This window comes from Leadbetterella byssophila DSM 17132 (assembly GCF_000166395.1).
Classification (GTDB): domain Bacteria; phylum Bacteroidota; class Bacteroidia; order Cytophagales; family Spirosomataceae; genus Leadbetterella; species Leadbetterella byssophila.
In genome coordinates, this window is the sequence record NC_014655.1 from 1,740,792 (window position 1) to 1,757,314 (window position 16,523).

12 protein-coding genes are annotated in these 16,523 nt (G+C 39.5%); 3 read left to right on the forward strand and 9 right to left on the reverse strand.

Annotated features, from left to right (window positions below; all coding sequences use genetic code 11):
* The 8 genes from LBYS_RS08290 to gpmI form a co-directional block, all read right to left on the reverse strand.
* Positions 1-1,284, reverse strand: a complete 1,284-nt coding sequence (locus LBYS_RS08290; protein WP_013408420.1) for an HD domain-containing protein — start codon at positions 1,282-1,284, stop codon at positions 1-3.
* Positions 1,256-2,599 carry an alpha-L-fucosidase gene (locus tag LBYS_RS08295; RefSeq protein WP_013408421.1) on the reverse strand — a complete coding sequence of 448 codons (1,344 nt, stop codon included), beginning with the start codon at positions 2,597-2,599 and terminating at the stop codon, positions 1,256-1,258. The genes LBYS_RS08290 and LBYS_RS08295 overlap by 29 nt, the downstream gene beginning before the upstream one ends.
* Positions 2,599-3,624, reverse strand: coding sequence for a glycosylasparaginase (locus LBYS_RS08300; RefSeq protein WP_013408422.1), 1,026 nt, complete (start codon positions 3,622-3,624; stop codon positions 2,599-2,601). Before LBYS_RS08300 ends, LBYS_RS08295 begins: the two co-directional genes overlap by 1 nt.
* Positions 3,617-4,030 (reverse strand): hypothetical protein, encoded by a 414-nt coding sequence (locus LBYS_RS08305; protein ID WP_013408423.1) that lies wholly within the window; start codon positions 4,028-4,030, stop codon positions 3,617-3,619. The genes LBYS_RS08300 and LBYS_RS08305 overlap by 8 nt, the downstream gene beginning before the upstream one ends.
* A 12-nt stretch (positions 4,031-4,042) precedes the next feature.
* The gene (locus LBYS_RS08310) at positions 4,043-5,254 is read right to left on the reverse strand and encodes an alanine dehydrogenase (RefSeq protein ID WP_013408424.1); all 1,212 of its coding nucleotides are present in this window, start codon (positions 5,252-5,254) and stop codon (positions 4,043-4,045) included.
* A 1-nt stretch (position 5,255) separates the two neighbouring features.
* Complete coding sequence (tsaE, locus tag LBYS_RS08315) at positions 5,256-5,669, reverse strand: tRNA (adenosine(37)-N6)-threonylcarbamoyltransferase complex ATPase subunit type 1 TsaE (protein ID WP_013408425.1); 414 nt, start codon at positions 5,667-5,669, stop codon at positions 5,256-5,258.
* 80 nt (positions 5,670-5,749) lie between these two features.
* On the reverse strand, positions 5,750-9,058 hold the full coding sequence (locus LBYS_RS08320) for a TonB-dependent receptor (protein WP_013408426.1): 3,309 nt from the start codon (positions 9,056-9,058) through the stop codon (positions 5,750-5,752).
* A gap of 521 nt (positions 9,059-9,579) precedes the next feature.
* The gene (gene gpmI, locus LBYS_RS08325) at positions 9,580-11,127 is read right to left on the reverse strand and encodes a 2,3-bisphosphoglycerate-independent phosphoglycerate mutase (RefSeq protein ID WP_013408427.1); all 1,548 of its coding nucleotides are present in this window, start codon (positions 11,125-11,127) and stop codon (positions 9,580-9,582) included.
* 166 nt (positions 11,128-11,293) lie between these two features.
* Between gpmI and LBYS_RS08330 the strand changes: the two genes are divergently transcribed.
* Genes LBYS_RS08330 through LBYS_RS08340 form a run of 3 tightly spaced genes read left to right on the forward strand, consistent with a single transcriptional unit; the run spans position 11,294 to position 15,122 of the window.
* Complete coding sequence (locus LBYS_RS08330) at positions 11,294-12,721, forward strand: MBOAT family O-acyltransferase (RefSeq protein WP_013408428.1); 1,428 nt, start codon at positions 11,294-11,296, stop codon at positions 12,719-12,721.
* Positions 12,722-12,724: 3 nt separating this feature from the next.
* A complete protein-coding gene (locus LBYS_RS08335; protein ID WP_013408429.1) occupies positions 12,725-13,726 on the forward strand; it encodes a hypothetical protein in 1,002 nt (333 codons plus the stop codon).
* Between the two features lie 7 nt (positions 13,727-13,733).
* Positions 13,734-15,122, forward strand: coding sequence for a hypothetical protein (locus LBYS_RS08340; protein WP_013408430.1), 1,389 nt, complete (start codon positions 13,734-13,736; stop codon positions 15,120-15,122).
* On the opposite strand, the gene LBYS_RS08345 is transcribed toward LBYS_RS08340, so the two are convergent.
* Entirely contained in the window at positions 15,116-16,522 is a 1,407-nt protein-coding gene (locus LBYS_RS08345) for a hypothetical protein (protein ID WP_013408431.1), read from the reverse strand. The genes LBYS_RS08340 and LBYS_RS08345 overlap by 7 nt on opposite strands.
* Between the last annotated feature and the right edge of the window lies 1 nt (position 16,523).

Here is a 16,523-nt window from a genome sequence, read left to right on the forward strand (position 1 = left end):
TTAGTATAAGTTGTTTTCAGCGCGGTCCGAAATCTCCCGTAAATATACATCATTGGCATAACATAAGTAATTTTTTTCCACAATATTGCTCAAAGCGCGGATGGTCGGTAATTCTGAAGCCTCGGAGATTTCCATAGTATTACCGTCCTTCCAGAGGATTTTTATGCTTGAATGATGAAGATCATAACCGCTACTCTTGATCTTGCCCTCACGGTAGAAATACGTTTGATGTTCCTTTGATATCCCGGCCTTATTCAGCTTTTGAATTAGACCCTCTTTGTAGTCCCCCAAATCGTAATTCTTGTCAAATTTAATCTTGAAGAGATTCCTATCTAGTAAACTTTTACTCAAAACGGACAAAATCTGGTCTGAATGGTCAGCCCAAATCTTTAATGCAAACCAGATGTCATTATCATCTAGCTTTACAAAATCCTCCAGTATAGTAGGATCTTCTTGAATAGTATCCAATGTTATCTCATTTCCTAAAAAACGAAGCAATGACGCCCCCATAGGCACACTCTCCGTCTTTAGAAGATCTTTGACTCTTTGAAAAACTTTCAGTAGAACTGTCTCTGCACAAATAGCAGTCTTGTGCAAATACACTTGCCAATACATATGTTGACGGGCCACGAGAAAGTTTTCCACACTCATCAGCCCTTTTTCTTCTACGACTAACTCATCATTGGCTACATGAAGCATCTTTATGATGCGTTCTGCCCCAATCTTTCCTTCCGCCACAGCAGTAAAGAAGCTGTCGCGATTCAGGTAATCCATACGGTCCATATCCAACTGGCCCGAAACCAGTTGGTGAAAAAACTTCCGGGGATATGATCCGTTAAACATGGCTATTGCCGTGTCTAGTCTTCCTTCAAAGGTTACGTTTAACCGAGCAATCAATAATTCTGAAATGCACTCATGGGAAACATTATGAAATAGAGAATGCTCCAGTACATGGGAAAAAGGCCCATGGCCTATGTCATGGAGAAGAATGGCCAAAAGAGCTCCTTCCTTCTCCTGATCACTCATCTTGACTCCCTTCGCTTCTAAGGATAATAAAGCTTCATGCATCAAATGCATGGCACCCAAGGCATGCTGGAATCTACTGTGCACCGCCCCAGGGTAAACCAGCTCAGCTAGGCCCAACTGCTTTATTCTTCTTAACCTTTGAAAATAGGGATGTTCAACTACCCTAAATATGAAATCTCCAGGTATGGTAATAAAACCATACACCGGATCATTAAATATCTTTCTCTGTTCAGTATTCGATCTTATATGCCCATGCATATTGGCAAGGATTTGTTTTTGGAGTTAAGTGTGGTGCTATCACGCGCAATTTCCCTCCTTTGTACTCAAATTTAACCGGACTATCAACACCTAACATGCTTACTTTCTTAGGTTTCTTCGCCCAACTGGTCTCTATTACATCTCTCCAATCTGTCGCTATTAGATAATGATCAGATCCTTTTTCTGTAAAAAAGACATTATCCACTTTTGGAGCATCTGCTAATGCCCTGGTCCCATAGATGGCTTCTCCATTTACTTTTAACCAAGCACCTATCTCTGCTAAACGCTGCTGCATGATCACCGGAATTCCTCCATCCGCTCGAGGTCCTATGTTTAATAAGAGGTTTCCTCCTTTTGAGACTATCTCTACTAACATGTGAACTAACTTTTCAGCAGAGCTATACATCTCCAGATTTTCATTTCTACTGTAACCAAAGGACTCCCCAATGCCTCTACATTCCTCCCATGGTCTGGTGAATTTCACCTTACTCACATCTGCATATTCAGTGGTATAGAAACTACCGTACTTACTGCGGGTATCAGACCCCCAGCGGTCATTGATCACAATATGATTCTTAACCTTTGATTCATTGAATAACCAAGCCATAAAAGGCTCAATCTTCCAGTCCTTTGTAGGCTTATCCCATTCCCCGTCTCCCCATAAGATATCCGGCTCATATTGATCAACTAATTCACGCATCTGCAGCAACATACGCTCTTCTATGTACTTATCAGGATCTGTTTTATATAAAGGATTAAACCATTCATATAAGGAATAATAATAGCCCATTTTCAGTCCTTTACTCTTCACCGCTTTGGTCAAGTCACCAAGGAGATCTCGTCTGGGTCCTATATCGCCGGCATTCCAGTTCCAAGAATATTTACTAGGCCACATGGTAAAACCTTCATGATGCTTAGACGTAAGTACTACATACTTCGCACCTGAATTTTCAAGAATATCTGCCCATTTTGAAGGTTCAAATAACTCCGCCTTAAAATCATGAGCAAACTCTTGGTAGGGTTTTCCACTATAAACCCTTTGATGAAAATCCACAAATTCTTTATGGATCTTCAATTTGGAATTATTGAGCCTTTCCCAATACCATTCGGAATAGTAACTACCAAAACCATCAGCATTAGAAAGTGTAGCCCATGCAGGTACTGAATAAAGCCCCCAGTGAATAAAGATTCCAAATTTTGCATCTTCAAACCATGCCGGAGTGGGCCTCTGATCCAAACTTGACCATTGAGGGGCATATTGGGCTTTAGTGGTAAAAGCAAAAAAGAGTAAAAGGAAGAATAGACTTTTTTTCATTATTTAAAGTAGGATTTAGATGGATATACTTTGCCATTGCCCGGACTCGTGGTAACAGAATAAACAAAGCCTGGATTCACGGCATAAGATCCATATTCTCCTGCTTTATTTAGGGCTATAAAGCCCACCTGGAAGTCCCTAGCTTTCTTAGGATTTATTTTCACCAATCTTTCTACGGCTAATCTACATGCCGTTTCAGGTGATTTGCCTTGTCGCATAAATTCAGTCACCAAGAAGGAACCCGCTATACGGATCACTTCTTCTCCCTGCCCAGAAGACGTTACCGCTCCTACCTCATTATCCACGTAAAGTCCCGCCCCAATGATGGGTGAATCCCCTACTCTTCCTCTTAATTTGAATCCCATACCAGAAGTAGTACATGCTCCGGAAAGATTACCCGCATTATCCAGGGCTACTAATCCCATGGTGTCATGATTAAAACTACCGTCTTCAAAGCGTTGAGGCGCAAAAGGACCATTGCCTTTCTGCAAAGCCTTATTCTGCTCTAATTCAATATTCTTTATCGGCTTATATTCTGATTTCTTCAACCATTCCTCGTAAGCCCTTTTTGCATCATCTGATAGTACTTTAGGTTCCGGAGTAAATCCGTTTTTCAAAGCAAAGTCCCGTGCGCCCTCTCCTACCAAAAACACATGAGGGGTGGTTTCCATTACCTTTCTTGCAACAGAAATAGGGTGTTTAATATCTTCCAAAAATGCCACTCCACCGCAGTTCATCTGATGATCCATGATGGAGGCATCTAAGGTTACGAATCCGTCTCTATCCGGATTTCCACCTAGGCCTACGCAACAATTAACCTGATCTTCAATAAACCTTGCACCCTGTTCCACCGCGTCTATAGCCTTCCCCTCCGGATGTTTTAGCACTTCAAAAGCAGCTTCATTCACAGGAATTCCGCTGTCCCAGGTGCTGATTACAATTGGCTTGCGGACAGACTTGCCCAAAGCCGGAAATGCTACTAATCCCAAAAGGGTTTGAGCTAAGAAACTTCGGCGATTACTCATTGGAATCAATTGGATAAGGTAAATAGATAAATCCGGCAAATTCACCGTCAATAACAAATAGACAGCAATACTCATCGGCGTCTTTGTAGTTCTCTATAAATAGCTCACGAGACTCTTCCCCTATCATACCTGCCTCCAAAAAATGCTCGAAATAGCTCGCTCTATAATAATATACAGTCTTAAAATCAGAAGGTTGAAATAACATGGCTCCTAATTCCACTTCCTTCTCGGATACCACAAAAACAGGATATTTGGAGAATTCTCTTTTCCTGATTTGATAAGAAGACTCTTTTAGATGATCAGCCACTTTCAAGAAATCAGAAGATACCTTACCCATCAGTTTGGTATTAATTTCCGGAGAGTTAGCATCGTCCATTAATGTGTTTTCGTTGCTGTGATTGATCATGATTGCTATAAATTATAATCCTGCTGATAAAATTAGTCCTAAATCCTTGTAACGCATATTAAAACGCTGCGCCAAATTCAAATGAGTAACACTTCCCTTATGGGTTATCACTCCTTTCATAAACCATTTGTTGTGCGAAATCATTTCATGTATTCCTCCCAGATTCACAGCTTTCATCAACAATGGTGCAAAGATATTACTCAATGCCTCACTTGCCGTATGAGAAAAACGAGAAGCTATGTTCGGAACACAATAATGAATAACTCCATGCTTTTTAAATACAGGTCTATTATGGGAAGTTACTTCTGAAGTTTCACAACATCCTCCAGTGTCTATGGCTACGTCAACAATGACCGCATTAGGTTTCATCTTAGAAACCATCTCTTCCGTGATGACCATGGGAGCAAAACCAAATTCACTTCTCAAAGCACCTACTACCAAATCTGCTTCTTTCAATGCATTCGGGAAATTAACTGAATCGATAACGGAGGTATAAATCCGCGTACCTACGGCATATTGTAACCTTCTCAGTCGGTAGATTTGTCGGTCAAAAACCTTAATGTTTGCCCCCAATCCCAGAGCTGATCTTACGGCAAACTCTCCTACTGTACCCGCACCTACTACCACCACATTTCTTGGAGGAACTCCTGTCACTCCACCTAAGATCACTCCTTGTCCACCGTTAGCAGAACTTAAATACTCAGAGCCAATTAATATGGCTGAAGCACCCGCAATTTCAGAAATGGTTCGAATGACAGGAAACTCTCCCGCTTTGTCTTCAATCAACTCAAAGGCTACAGTAGTAATCTGCTTCTCGTTTAATTTTTTAAAGTAATCTGCACTCAATTTGGGCAGATTTATAGTTGAAATCAAAGTAGAACCTGGCTTCAAGTATTCGAATTCTTCCGCCTGTAGGGGCTCAATTTTTAGTATAACATCACTATCAAATACCTCTTTATGGGAGGACAAAATCTCTGCACCTGCTTCTGCGTAACTTTGATCACTAAACTGAGCGCCTGCACCTGCACCTGTTTCTACTGCCACTTCAACACCGTTATTGACAAGTACTTCTACTGCATCAGGCGTAAGTACTATCCTATTCTCATCAGCAGATAATTCTTTAGGCAATCCTATTCTTATCCTTTGTCCTTTCTTCTTTAAGGCCAAAGGTGATTCCTTAGGTGTTAATGCGGTTTGCCTAGCCAAGTCCTTCAGTGTGTCCATTTTAGTGTATTGATAGGTGATAGGTGCGTGTATCTGCCGACTCATGCCCTACATGAATGTGCAGACTAGGTGTAGGTAAAAGAGAGGATATCACTTCCGGCCATTCTACCCAACAACGCTGTCCAGAATCTATATATTCTTCCAAACCCAGATTAAGTGCCTGCTCAACTGAGTCTAATCTATAACAATCAAAATGATATAGCCCCCCTGAATATTCATTCACATAATTATAGGTGGGTGAAGAGATTTCATCCTGTATTCCAATGGCCTTTCCCAAGGCTTGGATCAAGGTAGTTTTACCCGCACCTAAGTCGCCGGTAAAAGTCCACACGGGATAAGGTTTACCCATCTCCAGAATTTCCTTCATCACTTTTCCTAATCCTTCTATACCAATATCATGAAAAGTCTTATCCATATTCTTACAAATTTAGTACGAAATAAAAAAGGTTCCCCCTTTTGAGGAGAACCTTTTTCATAGGAATGAACTTTCGTCTATTAGTTGAAAGTAATTCTTGCTCCGAATTGCATATAGTAAGTAGAAGAAATACTCACGTTCTTTCTATATGTTTTTCCGTTGATGATATCACCGTTATTAGAGTTAAGACGGAACGTAGGTTTAACGTTTCCACCCATATTATTAACGTTTGTTGGAGTCAACAAGTTACCGATAGAAGTATTATAAGTTCCCCATGAAGAGTTCAATAGGTTACCTACATTAAAGATATCGATAAAGATTTGAAGACCATTTCTTGTTCCAGCTACGTTACGAATTAGATCTTGAGTAAATCTTAAGTCGAACTGATTTCTCCAAGGTAATTTCGCTCCGTTTCTTTCAGCATACTGTCCTTTTCTTGATTTCAAATATTTATCGTTTTCGATCAATTCAAAGAAGATTTTAGATTGCTCAGCTGCAGTGTACGCTTTACCACCGTAAGCAGAGTTTCCGGCAGCAATATCTATGAAGGTAATTTCTGAAGCATCTTTAGGAACGTAGATCAAATCATTAACTTGTCCGTCTCTGTTAAAGTCAGAAGAATAAGAATAAGAATATCTACCTTGGTTATCACCACTATAGAATACAGTAATACCGGTCTTCAATTTACCGATCAACTCCTTGTTGTAAGATACAGATCCTACTACTCTGTGAGGTAGTACGTTTGTAGTATAACCCAAAGAAGCATTATTTGAGTTAGTGTAAGTATAAGGAATAGACCAAAGGTTGATGATCTGGTCACCGCTACCATCACCAAAGTTCTTCGCACCAGCAGCTACATAAGAGATACTTCCGGAGAATCCGTTATCGAAGCTCTTAGTCAACTGCAACATTCCTGACCAGTAATGACCACCTTTATCATTGTACATTACTGTGGTATTAAATCCTGTAGTACCGTTAGACACTGGTAAACCAGCAGAGTTTAATTTATTGATGTACTTGTCGGCGTTTGCACTAGGGAAGATAGGACGGTTATCCGGATATCCTGCTACATTAAGAGCTGTAGGCTCTACTAGGTTCACGTTACGAGCAGCAACTGCATTAAGGTCTTTGTTGTAAATACCTTCTACAGTAGCCACAATTCCCCAAGGAAGTTTGATATCCACTGCTAAGCTTGATTTCCAAGTGTTAGGGAATTTCAAATCTTTAGCCATCGCGGAGATACCTGAGCTAGGAATAAATGTTCCAGCAGGAGGCAAAACAGCAGGATAGTTAGCTTTAATATCAGGACTGAAGGCAGGAGTGTTCTCTTTTCCTTGCCATACTTGGGTAGCTTGTAAAAGACCGGCATCACCAGATTGAGCTACGATCCATACGAAAGGAATTCTACCCGTGAAAATACCTGTACCACCTCTAACCTGTAGGCTTCTGTCACCTAATACATCATAGTTAAATCCAAATCTAGGAGATACCATTAATGAGTTCTTAGGAAGTTCACCTGTATCTACTTTCTCTCCGTTCAAGAAGGTTAAACCAGCTACTAGAGGATGAGTTTTGATCTCTTCTACGTTAGGATAAGTAGGTAATTCAAAACGGATACCTCCAGTTAATTTCAAACGATTATTAACGGCGAACTCATCTTGTAAGTAAAGTGAAGTCTGACCGAATTTGAAGCTTGGGAAGGCTTGAGAACCATCAGCTGTCATAGGGAAAGTCAAAGCATAGTTAGAAGCTTTTCCTCCGTTTACAAACTCATCCCATGAGTCATAAACATAATATCCAGTACCGAAACGTTGGAAACCGTTTTTAGTCAAGCTACTTTCATATTGAATACCTCCTAATAAAGTATGTCTTCCTACTGTATAGTTTGCATCGTAGTTGAAAGTATAAGTAGTTACATCACGAAGGTTTCCATAAGTAAATGGTTCATAACCAAAAGTAGTGATTACCGCATCACCATCTTTGATATCTACTAACGGGAATTCGCCACCACCTGAGGTTCTAGGCTCATATTGGTGTACCCATGATGCACGTAAAGAGTGGTTAAATGCACCTAAAACTCCGGTATATTCTGCAGTAGCTGAGTATAAGTTTGCTTCCTGGAAATAGTTAGAGTTCATGAAGTGTAGAGCATTATTGCTCAAACGGTTATTCGCAGAAGAGAAAGATACGTTAGATCCTGAAGTAGAAGAAGAAACCGTTCTTGGTTCAGAGCTTTGTACTTGGTTATAACGTACGTTCAATTTATGTTTGTTAGAAATGTTCCAGTCTACACGAGCAAATAATTTGTCGTTATAGCTGTCATTAGAATACCCCTGATAAGGACCTGTTTCGTAATTGTATTTGTCCTTAAGGAATTTACTTACATTATCAAGGAAATCCGCTGTAGGGCGAGCAATGTTATTCGCAGAACCAAAAGGATTAGAAGCTGTAGCTGCTACCTTGGTAGGACCAGGCTCTGTAGTTTTGTTTTGTTCAACGTTTACAAAGAAGAATAATTTATCTTTTACAATAGGACCACCTAAGCTAAGTCCGTATTGTTTGATATCTAATTTACTTTTAACTACTTCTTGATCTCCAACTTTGCTACCTTGCATACCATCATTTCTGTATGTAGCAAAAGCAGAACCGAAGAATTCATTTCTACCAGAACGAGTTACTGCGTTTACAGCAGCACCTGTAAATCCAGATTGACGAACGTCATAAGGAGTAACGTTTACTGAAATCTGCTCTATCGCATCCAAAGAGACAGGAGATCCGCCAGCAGGAATGTTTTGACCAATACCAAACTGGTTGTTAAAGTTAGCACCATCTAAAGTAAAGTTGTTTGACCTGTAGTTACCACCACCGATAGCCGTTCCGTTTGCTTGAGGAGTCAAACGAGTTAGGTCATTAACGCTTCTTGTGATGGATGGTAAATTTTCAATCTGAGTACGAGTAACGTTTGTAACTGCTCCCGCGCGATCTGAATTCAACACGCTGTTACGGTTACTTTTTACGACCAACTCATCTAAAGATGTTCCTTCTTCTGCAAATGTGTGGTTGATTACATATGGCTGACCCAACTGAAGATATACTTCATCAAATTCTGCCTTCTTGTAACCTACGAAGGAAATCTCCACGTGATAAGGACCACCTACGCGCATGTTAGCCAGGTTATATCTACCGCTGGAGTTAGTCAAACCCGAATAAACGGATCCACTAGGAAGGTGCTTGGCAACTACAGTAGCGCCAACGCTTGGTTCGCCAGACGGCTCAACAACCAAACCGCTTAAGCTGGAGGTTGTCACCTGAGCAAATCCGCTTAAGGATAAGAACATTCCCAGCAGGAATACACTCATCACTTTAAGAAAAGTAAACTTTTTGATCATAAAACAAATTGATTTGTTTGAAATAGATAAACTCGTTATTTAGCTTGATGCTAATTATTCTTACTGCAAAAATAAATGGATTTTTTTAAATCCAATAATTAGCACATTTCCTAGGGAAGCATTTAATAATTAGTTAACATTGAAAGTTAGACATTTGTCTATATACTTGAATACTAGTTTTTTAACTTTCAAATCCAATATATACAAATGTAACTTATTATTTATCAATTAATTACTAATCACCACCTGAACCTTCCTTCCACACTAACTTCGTTATCATCAGAGAGTACTATTGGGGATCATTCGACCGTTAACTCAATTTCCTTTGCAAAATATTTTACAAGCAAATTTGTATTTTTTTAATATTTTCAAATCCATTTAAGGAAATTTTCCTGTTTTTATTCAAGATTGTGTGGACTTCGCTAAAAAATTAAGTGCTATGACAACTTTTTTTTATTTAGATATTTATACAAATAAAAAAACAGGCATAAAATGCCTGTTTTAAGCGTAATTTAGAATGATTATAATAAAACAGAGCCCGTCATCTCCGCAGGTATATCTACACCTAGTATGCTTAATATAGTAGGAGCAATATCACCTAATTTGCCATTTTTAGGCTGAGCACTGTATTCCGGATCTACCACAATAAACGGTACAAGGTTAGTAGAGTGTGCCGTGTTCGGACTTCCATCATCATTGATCATATAATCTGCATTACCGTGGTCAGCTATCACTAAGGAGGTATATCCGTTCTCAAGTCCCGTTTCCACCACCTCTTTTAAACAACGGTCTACCGTTTCAACGGCTTTAACCACAGCATTAAAATCTCCTGTATGACCCACCATGTCAGGATTTGCAAAGTTCAGACATACAAAATCCACCTCTCCCTTTCTAAGATAAGGAATCAAATTCTCAGCAATGTTCTCAGCAGCCATCTCAGGCTTCAAATCATAGGTAGCCACTTCTTTTGGAGATGGAGATAGCAAACGAATTTCACCTTCAAAAGGCTCCTCTCTACCACCGGAAAAGAAGAACGTCACATGAGGATATTTCTCTGTTTCGGCTGTCCTTATCTGCGTTTTACCCGCCTTTTCCAAAACCTCTCCTAAAGTATTGGTCAAATTATCCTTTTCATATATCACTTTCACCCCCTTGAAAGCCTCATCGTACTGGGTCATGGTAATATAATACAGAGACAAAGTCTTCATATTATACTCCGGGAAGTCTTGCTGTGTTAAAACCTCCGTAATCTCTCTTCCCCTGTCTGTCCTAAAATTGAAGCACAATACCACATCCCCATCCTGAATCTTGGCAGTGGGCTCACCTTCCTCATCCACCACCACAATAGGCTTCAAAAACTCATCCGTAACATCTGCAGCATAAGACGCCTCCAAAGTGGAAAGTATTTCATCAGATTTCACATAAGCCTCTCCTTCACCTTTCACCATGGCATCATAAGCCAAACGCACTCTATCCCAACGTTTATCTCTGTCCATGGCATAATATCTACCCACTAAAGAGGCAATCTTGGCATTCTTACCTACCAAATGTTTCTGAAGATCTTCTATGTATCCTTTTCCGGATCTAGGGTCTGTATCCCTACCATCCATAAAAGCATGTATAAACGTATTTGCAACTCCCGCATTATGGAAAATATCAACTAGACCTTTCAAATGATACAAATGTGCATGCACACCACCATCTGAACATAAACCCATCAAGTGTACAGCTTTCCCTTCTTTGAGTGCATAGTCAATGGCTCCCAATACTACAGGTTCCTTAGCTAATTTTCCTTCCTCTACTGCTACATTGATCTTCTCCAGCTCCTGAAAAACCACACGTCCGGCTCCTAAATTCGTATGCCCTACCTCAGAATTACCCATCTGACCAGGTGGTAAACCTACAGCCCTACCACTAGCCTCTAAAGTGCTGTGGGAATAAGTACTCATCAAATGTTTAAAATAAGGAACGTTTGCCTTCTCTATAGCTGAACGCCATTCTTCACCCGGCTGAGGCAACCCCCAACCGTCCAGGATAACCAATATAGCTTTCTTATTCACTTTAATCATATTTTAATAAGGCAAATCTACGAAAAATTATGGGCTCAATAGCCCATAAAGCACCTATTTCCCATCCTTCCAACTTTTTTTCCCTTCCCTAACCGAACGCAATATTTTCCATAATCAAAATTCTATCCGTATTTTGCAGGCTTAAACGGACTATTCCTGAGTAAATATGGTATTCAGCTCTTTTGAATTCTTCCTATTCTTTCCTATTGTAACATTTTTATATTTTACAATTCCACACAAATACCGCTGGCTACTACTCTTGATATCTAGTTGTGTATTCTATGCCTTCTTTAAATGGGAGTATATACTCATCTTGTTCTTTACTATAGTAGTGGACTATTTCGCTGCCATTTGGATTGATAAATCTCAGGGAAAACAGCGAAAATGGGCTTTGGCCATAAGCTTAATAGCCAATATTGGAGTTTTGGCACTCTTCAAGTACTACTACTTCTTAATAGACAACCTAAACAGTGTCACCTTTAGGATCAATGGTACAACCTACCAGCCTCTTTGGCATTTTATCTTACCTATAGGCCTCTCCTTCCATACCTTCCAGGCCATGAGTTACACCATTGAAGTGTACAGAGGTCACCAAAAAGTAGAAAGGAACTTTGGTATATATGCACTATATGTGATGTTTTATCCGCAATTAGTTGCTGGGCCCATTGAAAGACCACAAAATATCTTACACCAATTCTACGAAAAGTTTGAGTTTGACCAAGCCAGAGTAGTTTCCGGGCTACGGCTCATGCTATGGGGATTCTTCAAAAAAATGGTAGTGGCAGATAACTTTGCTACTTATTCAGACACCGTTTTTAATAATGTCCACCAGTATCAAGGTTTACCCTTAATCGTGGCCATCCTTTTTTATAGTGTACAAATCTATTGTGATTTTTCCGGCTATTCTGACATCGCCATTGGTTCTGCCCGAGTGATGGGCTTTAAGTTGATGACCAATTTTAAACGGCCCTATTTCTCCAAAAGTATAGCCGAATTCTGGAAAAGATGGCACATCTCTCTATCCACTTGGTTCAGAGATTACTTGTATATTCCACTCGGCGGAAGTAGAGTTGCCATTCCCCGTTATTACCTTAATATCTTCATTGTCTTTATGGTAAGCGGACTATGGCACGGGGCCAGTTGGAACTTCGTGATATGGGGAGCTCTACACGGCATCTACCAGATCGTGGGACATTTCACTAAAGATATCCAACAAAAAATCTTCCAACCTCTCGGAAAACTAGGTGGGATCTTGGAAAACTGGATTACCGTAGCATTAGCTGTCTTTGCTTGGATATTCTTTAGAGCTGCTACCTTTCAGGATGCTAAATATTTTGCAACTCACCTATTCTCTAAAAGTACGCATTCTTTGAATGAGATTATACAAATCATAACACCAAATAACCTGGTCACTCTGGCTATAGGATTTTCTATCCTCTATTTAGTAGACAGAAAACAAGAACAAACCAATGTAGGTGCCTGGGTGGATACACTACCTAAATGGCAAAGATGGGGCATTTATTATTTCTTCACTTTCGCCATCCTAACATTTGGTTATTTCGGAGCCGTTCAATTCATTTATTTTCAATTCTAATCCATGGACAGGAAGTTTCTGCAATTCATACCTAAAGTATTACTATTTGGCTTACCATTCATTCTGTTAGCCTTGAGTTACTTTATATTTGACCCCTTCCATGTGTTGAAGAATTATCAACATTATGGAAGCAACTACCTCAAGACTTTTAATAGAAACCGCCTAAGTACTCAAACTTACCTCAACTACAAAGACAGAGAGGGCTTTGATTCTTTCATCTTTGGAAGTTCTAGATCGAGTGCTTTCCAAACACAAGACTGGGCGCCCTATTTAAAAGGGGGAAAACCTTTCCATTTTGACGCATTTAATGATAATATTTCTGGAATAAGGGGTAAGTTAGAGTTTATAGATAAAAACGGCTCCTCCATCAAAAACGCCTTGATCATCATAGATCCTGATACCTTCAGCGAACAATATGATGAGTCTGAATCCATAGTACACCACAAAGATTACAGATGGACGGATGAGAGCGCCCTATCTTATCATACCCGCTTCTTTAAGGCTTACTTCAAAAAGAAATATTTCATATCATACCTAGATTTGAAGATATTCAATAACTATCGTCCGGCATATATGGATGAGTTTTTCAAATTCAAGTACTACTATACCACACCTGAAAATAACTTTCTATTCCCTGAAAACATAGAAAAAATAAAAGCCGACTCATTAACTTATTACCAGGACCCTGAATTCTACGGGAGAAAACAAAACCCACCTATGATGGACAGACAAATCATGAAACACCATTTGCCTGACCTTAGAAAAATAGACTCTCTATTCAAAAAACATGGGACCCACTATAAAATCGTCTTAGGGCCAACTTTTGACCAAAGAGACTACCATCCCATTGATATACAAATACTAAATATTTATTTTGGTAAGAATAATGTATATAACTTTACTGGTAAGAATTATATAACTGATGATATCCGAAACTACTACGAGATATCGCACTATAAACCCATTGCAGGAAAGATGATCCTAAGGGACATCTATACTGAATAACTATAGAATGAACCAAAAGATTTTATTTGCCCTTTTTGTTACATACGCCATCATAGGCTCCATTTTTCATGACCTTTGGAGAGATGAAACTCATTCCATGGCCATTGCTGCATTCAGTGAAAACCCCATTGAACTGTGGAAAAATATCCGCTATGAAGGACATCCTATAGGATGGTACATTATTCTGTTTGCTATTTTCAAATTGGGTATAGGAATTAACGGAGTCTATATATTCCATACTGCTTTGGGTATATTAGCCGGCTACCTCATCGTATTTAAAATAGAAATTCCATTCATTCAAAAGGTTTTCTTATTGTTCGGTCTTTTACTGGGCCACGAATACCTCTTCTATTTGAGGAACTATATTGTACCAATAGTCATCTTTCTGTATCTGATTTCTAGAGAGCAAAAAGGACTTAGAAATATCCCTATATATAGTCTGCTACTTTCTGTGGCCGCGCAATTTAATATTTACGCTACCATCTTTTCTATCTGCCTGGGCATCTACTTCCTTTTTAGCACCGAAAACAGATGGAGATATTGGCCGTATTACTTGATATTTACTGCATCTCTTGTCTTTTGTGCCATTACCGTTATTCCTCCGAATGACTCCGGCCTAGAATCTTCCATTGATGTAAAAATCCTGCTTATTCTCCTCAGAGAATATTTCCAGGGATGGGTGCTGGCTGGTGATGTGACTACTTATGTGACCTGGCGCTCTGCATACCCCTCTGTGTTCTGGTATATTCTACCAGCAATCACCTACCTGCTTTTTATTTGGGAAACCTATAAGAATAATAGAAATTTGGCTATGGTACCTATATTCTTTTTTATTGGAATAGCCATCTTGTTCATATTAACACACTACCTTGTATATGCCAATAGACATACGGGAATTATGCTGATTATGATGTTATTCATTTTGGCTATCTCTCGTAAAAACAAGTATACCAGCTACTATTTCACCTTTATTTTAATCATAGAATCTTTTGTAGGCCTTAAAACATATATCCGTGGCATAATACTTCCAGAATCTCACACTTTGGCCGTGCATGAATATTTAACCGAGAATCACCCGGATGCCTTTTTAACGGGCTATGAAGATTTTATAGTTGAAGGTATAGGATTCCTTCAGGGCAAAGAGATTTACACCTATTCAAAGAAAATAACCCAGCCGTATGCAGTTTGGGATAAGGATTCCGACTGGTTTAACCAGGAAACCACTCCACAGGTGATTCGAAAACAATTTGATTCCTTAAAAACCCAGCATCCTAATGCCTTACTGATTTATAATTTACAAAGAGATACCTCAGGAATTGGACTTACCCCCATCAAGATATTTCACACCGAAATTCTTGACCCCGCAAGAGCTGAATATTTCGCCATCTATCAGTGATTCGCCAGATAACGCTGATAAAAACTATCTTCCTTGCTGGAGTATTGAATCAATTCCTGATGATGAGCGTATTTTTTAAAATACTCATAAATGGTAGCATTGTCATCATGCTTGAAGATCTCCTTCTTAGGTTCTAATTGAATCAGCTCGTTCTGCGTCAACTTCTCTCCTACTATAAACAAGGAGAAGAAAAGATCAACACATAATAGTATGATCAACAAATATTTCCCTTTCAGACTTTTCCACTCTTGAACAATGCACCATAAGATAATGAGGAAGAAAACGATAGCATTCCTAGAGTATAAGTCATTATAAACCCCAACTCTAAACATAGACAGGATAAACATGGCACTTAATGCCATCCACGCCCATCTTTTGTTAACCTCATCCTTCACTACCCAATAAATGAACAGCCCAAATACAATCACTTGAGGAAAAATCTGGCCTGCCCACACCGGAATCCGGGTAGCCCTGCCCTTACTCAGGAGCAAAAACTCACTTACTCCTCCCCCATTTGAACTCTGATAAAATAAGGCAATGGGTATTACCAGCATCAAATAAGGAAGAGCGTACAGGACAATACCTGGAAATTCTTTCAAACGATCACTAGACCATATTCCCCCTAATATGACTAAAGCCATTCCAATAGCAGGAAAAACTCCCCATGTAAGACTTAATACAAATGGGAATACCACCCATTTCAAAGGCAGTCCGTTTCTAAATAGATAAATAAAAATACTTAATACTAAAGCAGTAGGGAGAAACTGATTAGGGACCCAAGCACTTTGCTCAAACAAACTACCCATAAAAACGGGCCATTCATGCTGTGGAAACGAACCTAATTTATGAAATACTTGAGAATTAAAGAACACCCCTGATTCTCCCATCAACAGGAACAAGGCCACTTTTTTCCAGGAGCGACTCAATAAAAGGTAGGCCCAGGTTAAAACCAAAACATAACCTATGCTTCCCCAAACTAGGATCACCCAGTTCTGGTACCCCCCTAAACTTTTCATTACAAAGGCAGGAACTAAATAGAAGGAGAAATAATAGATAACCTCTTTGTTATTATATTCATATAACAAGGGCCAAGGCGCCTCCACCAAGTTGAAAAACTTAGCATTGTGACCCTGAAAATCTATGGCCTGAGCCACATAGTTTCCAATCCCTGCCAGTAATGTCCATAAGATTCCTATAAGAATTAAGCTTAACCATTCCTTCTGACCTAAGCCTGCGGAAGTCCCAGAAAGCTCATATTTCTGTCGGTAAGTGAAAAAGCCCAAGGCCAAAACCAATATCGGTCCTATAGGAAACCTAAACCAGTAAAAGAAGAACAGTAGATTGGGTAAAAGCAAATAGCATACTGAGGCCAGTATCAGGTTACGATAGAGTTTCGGCATG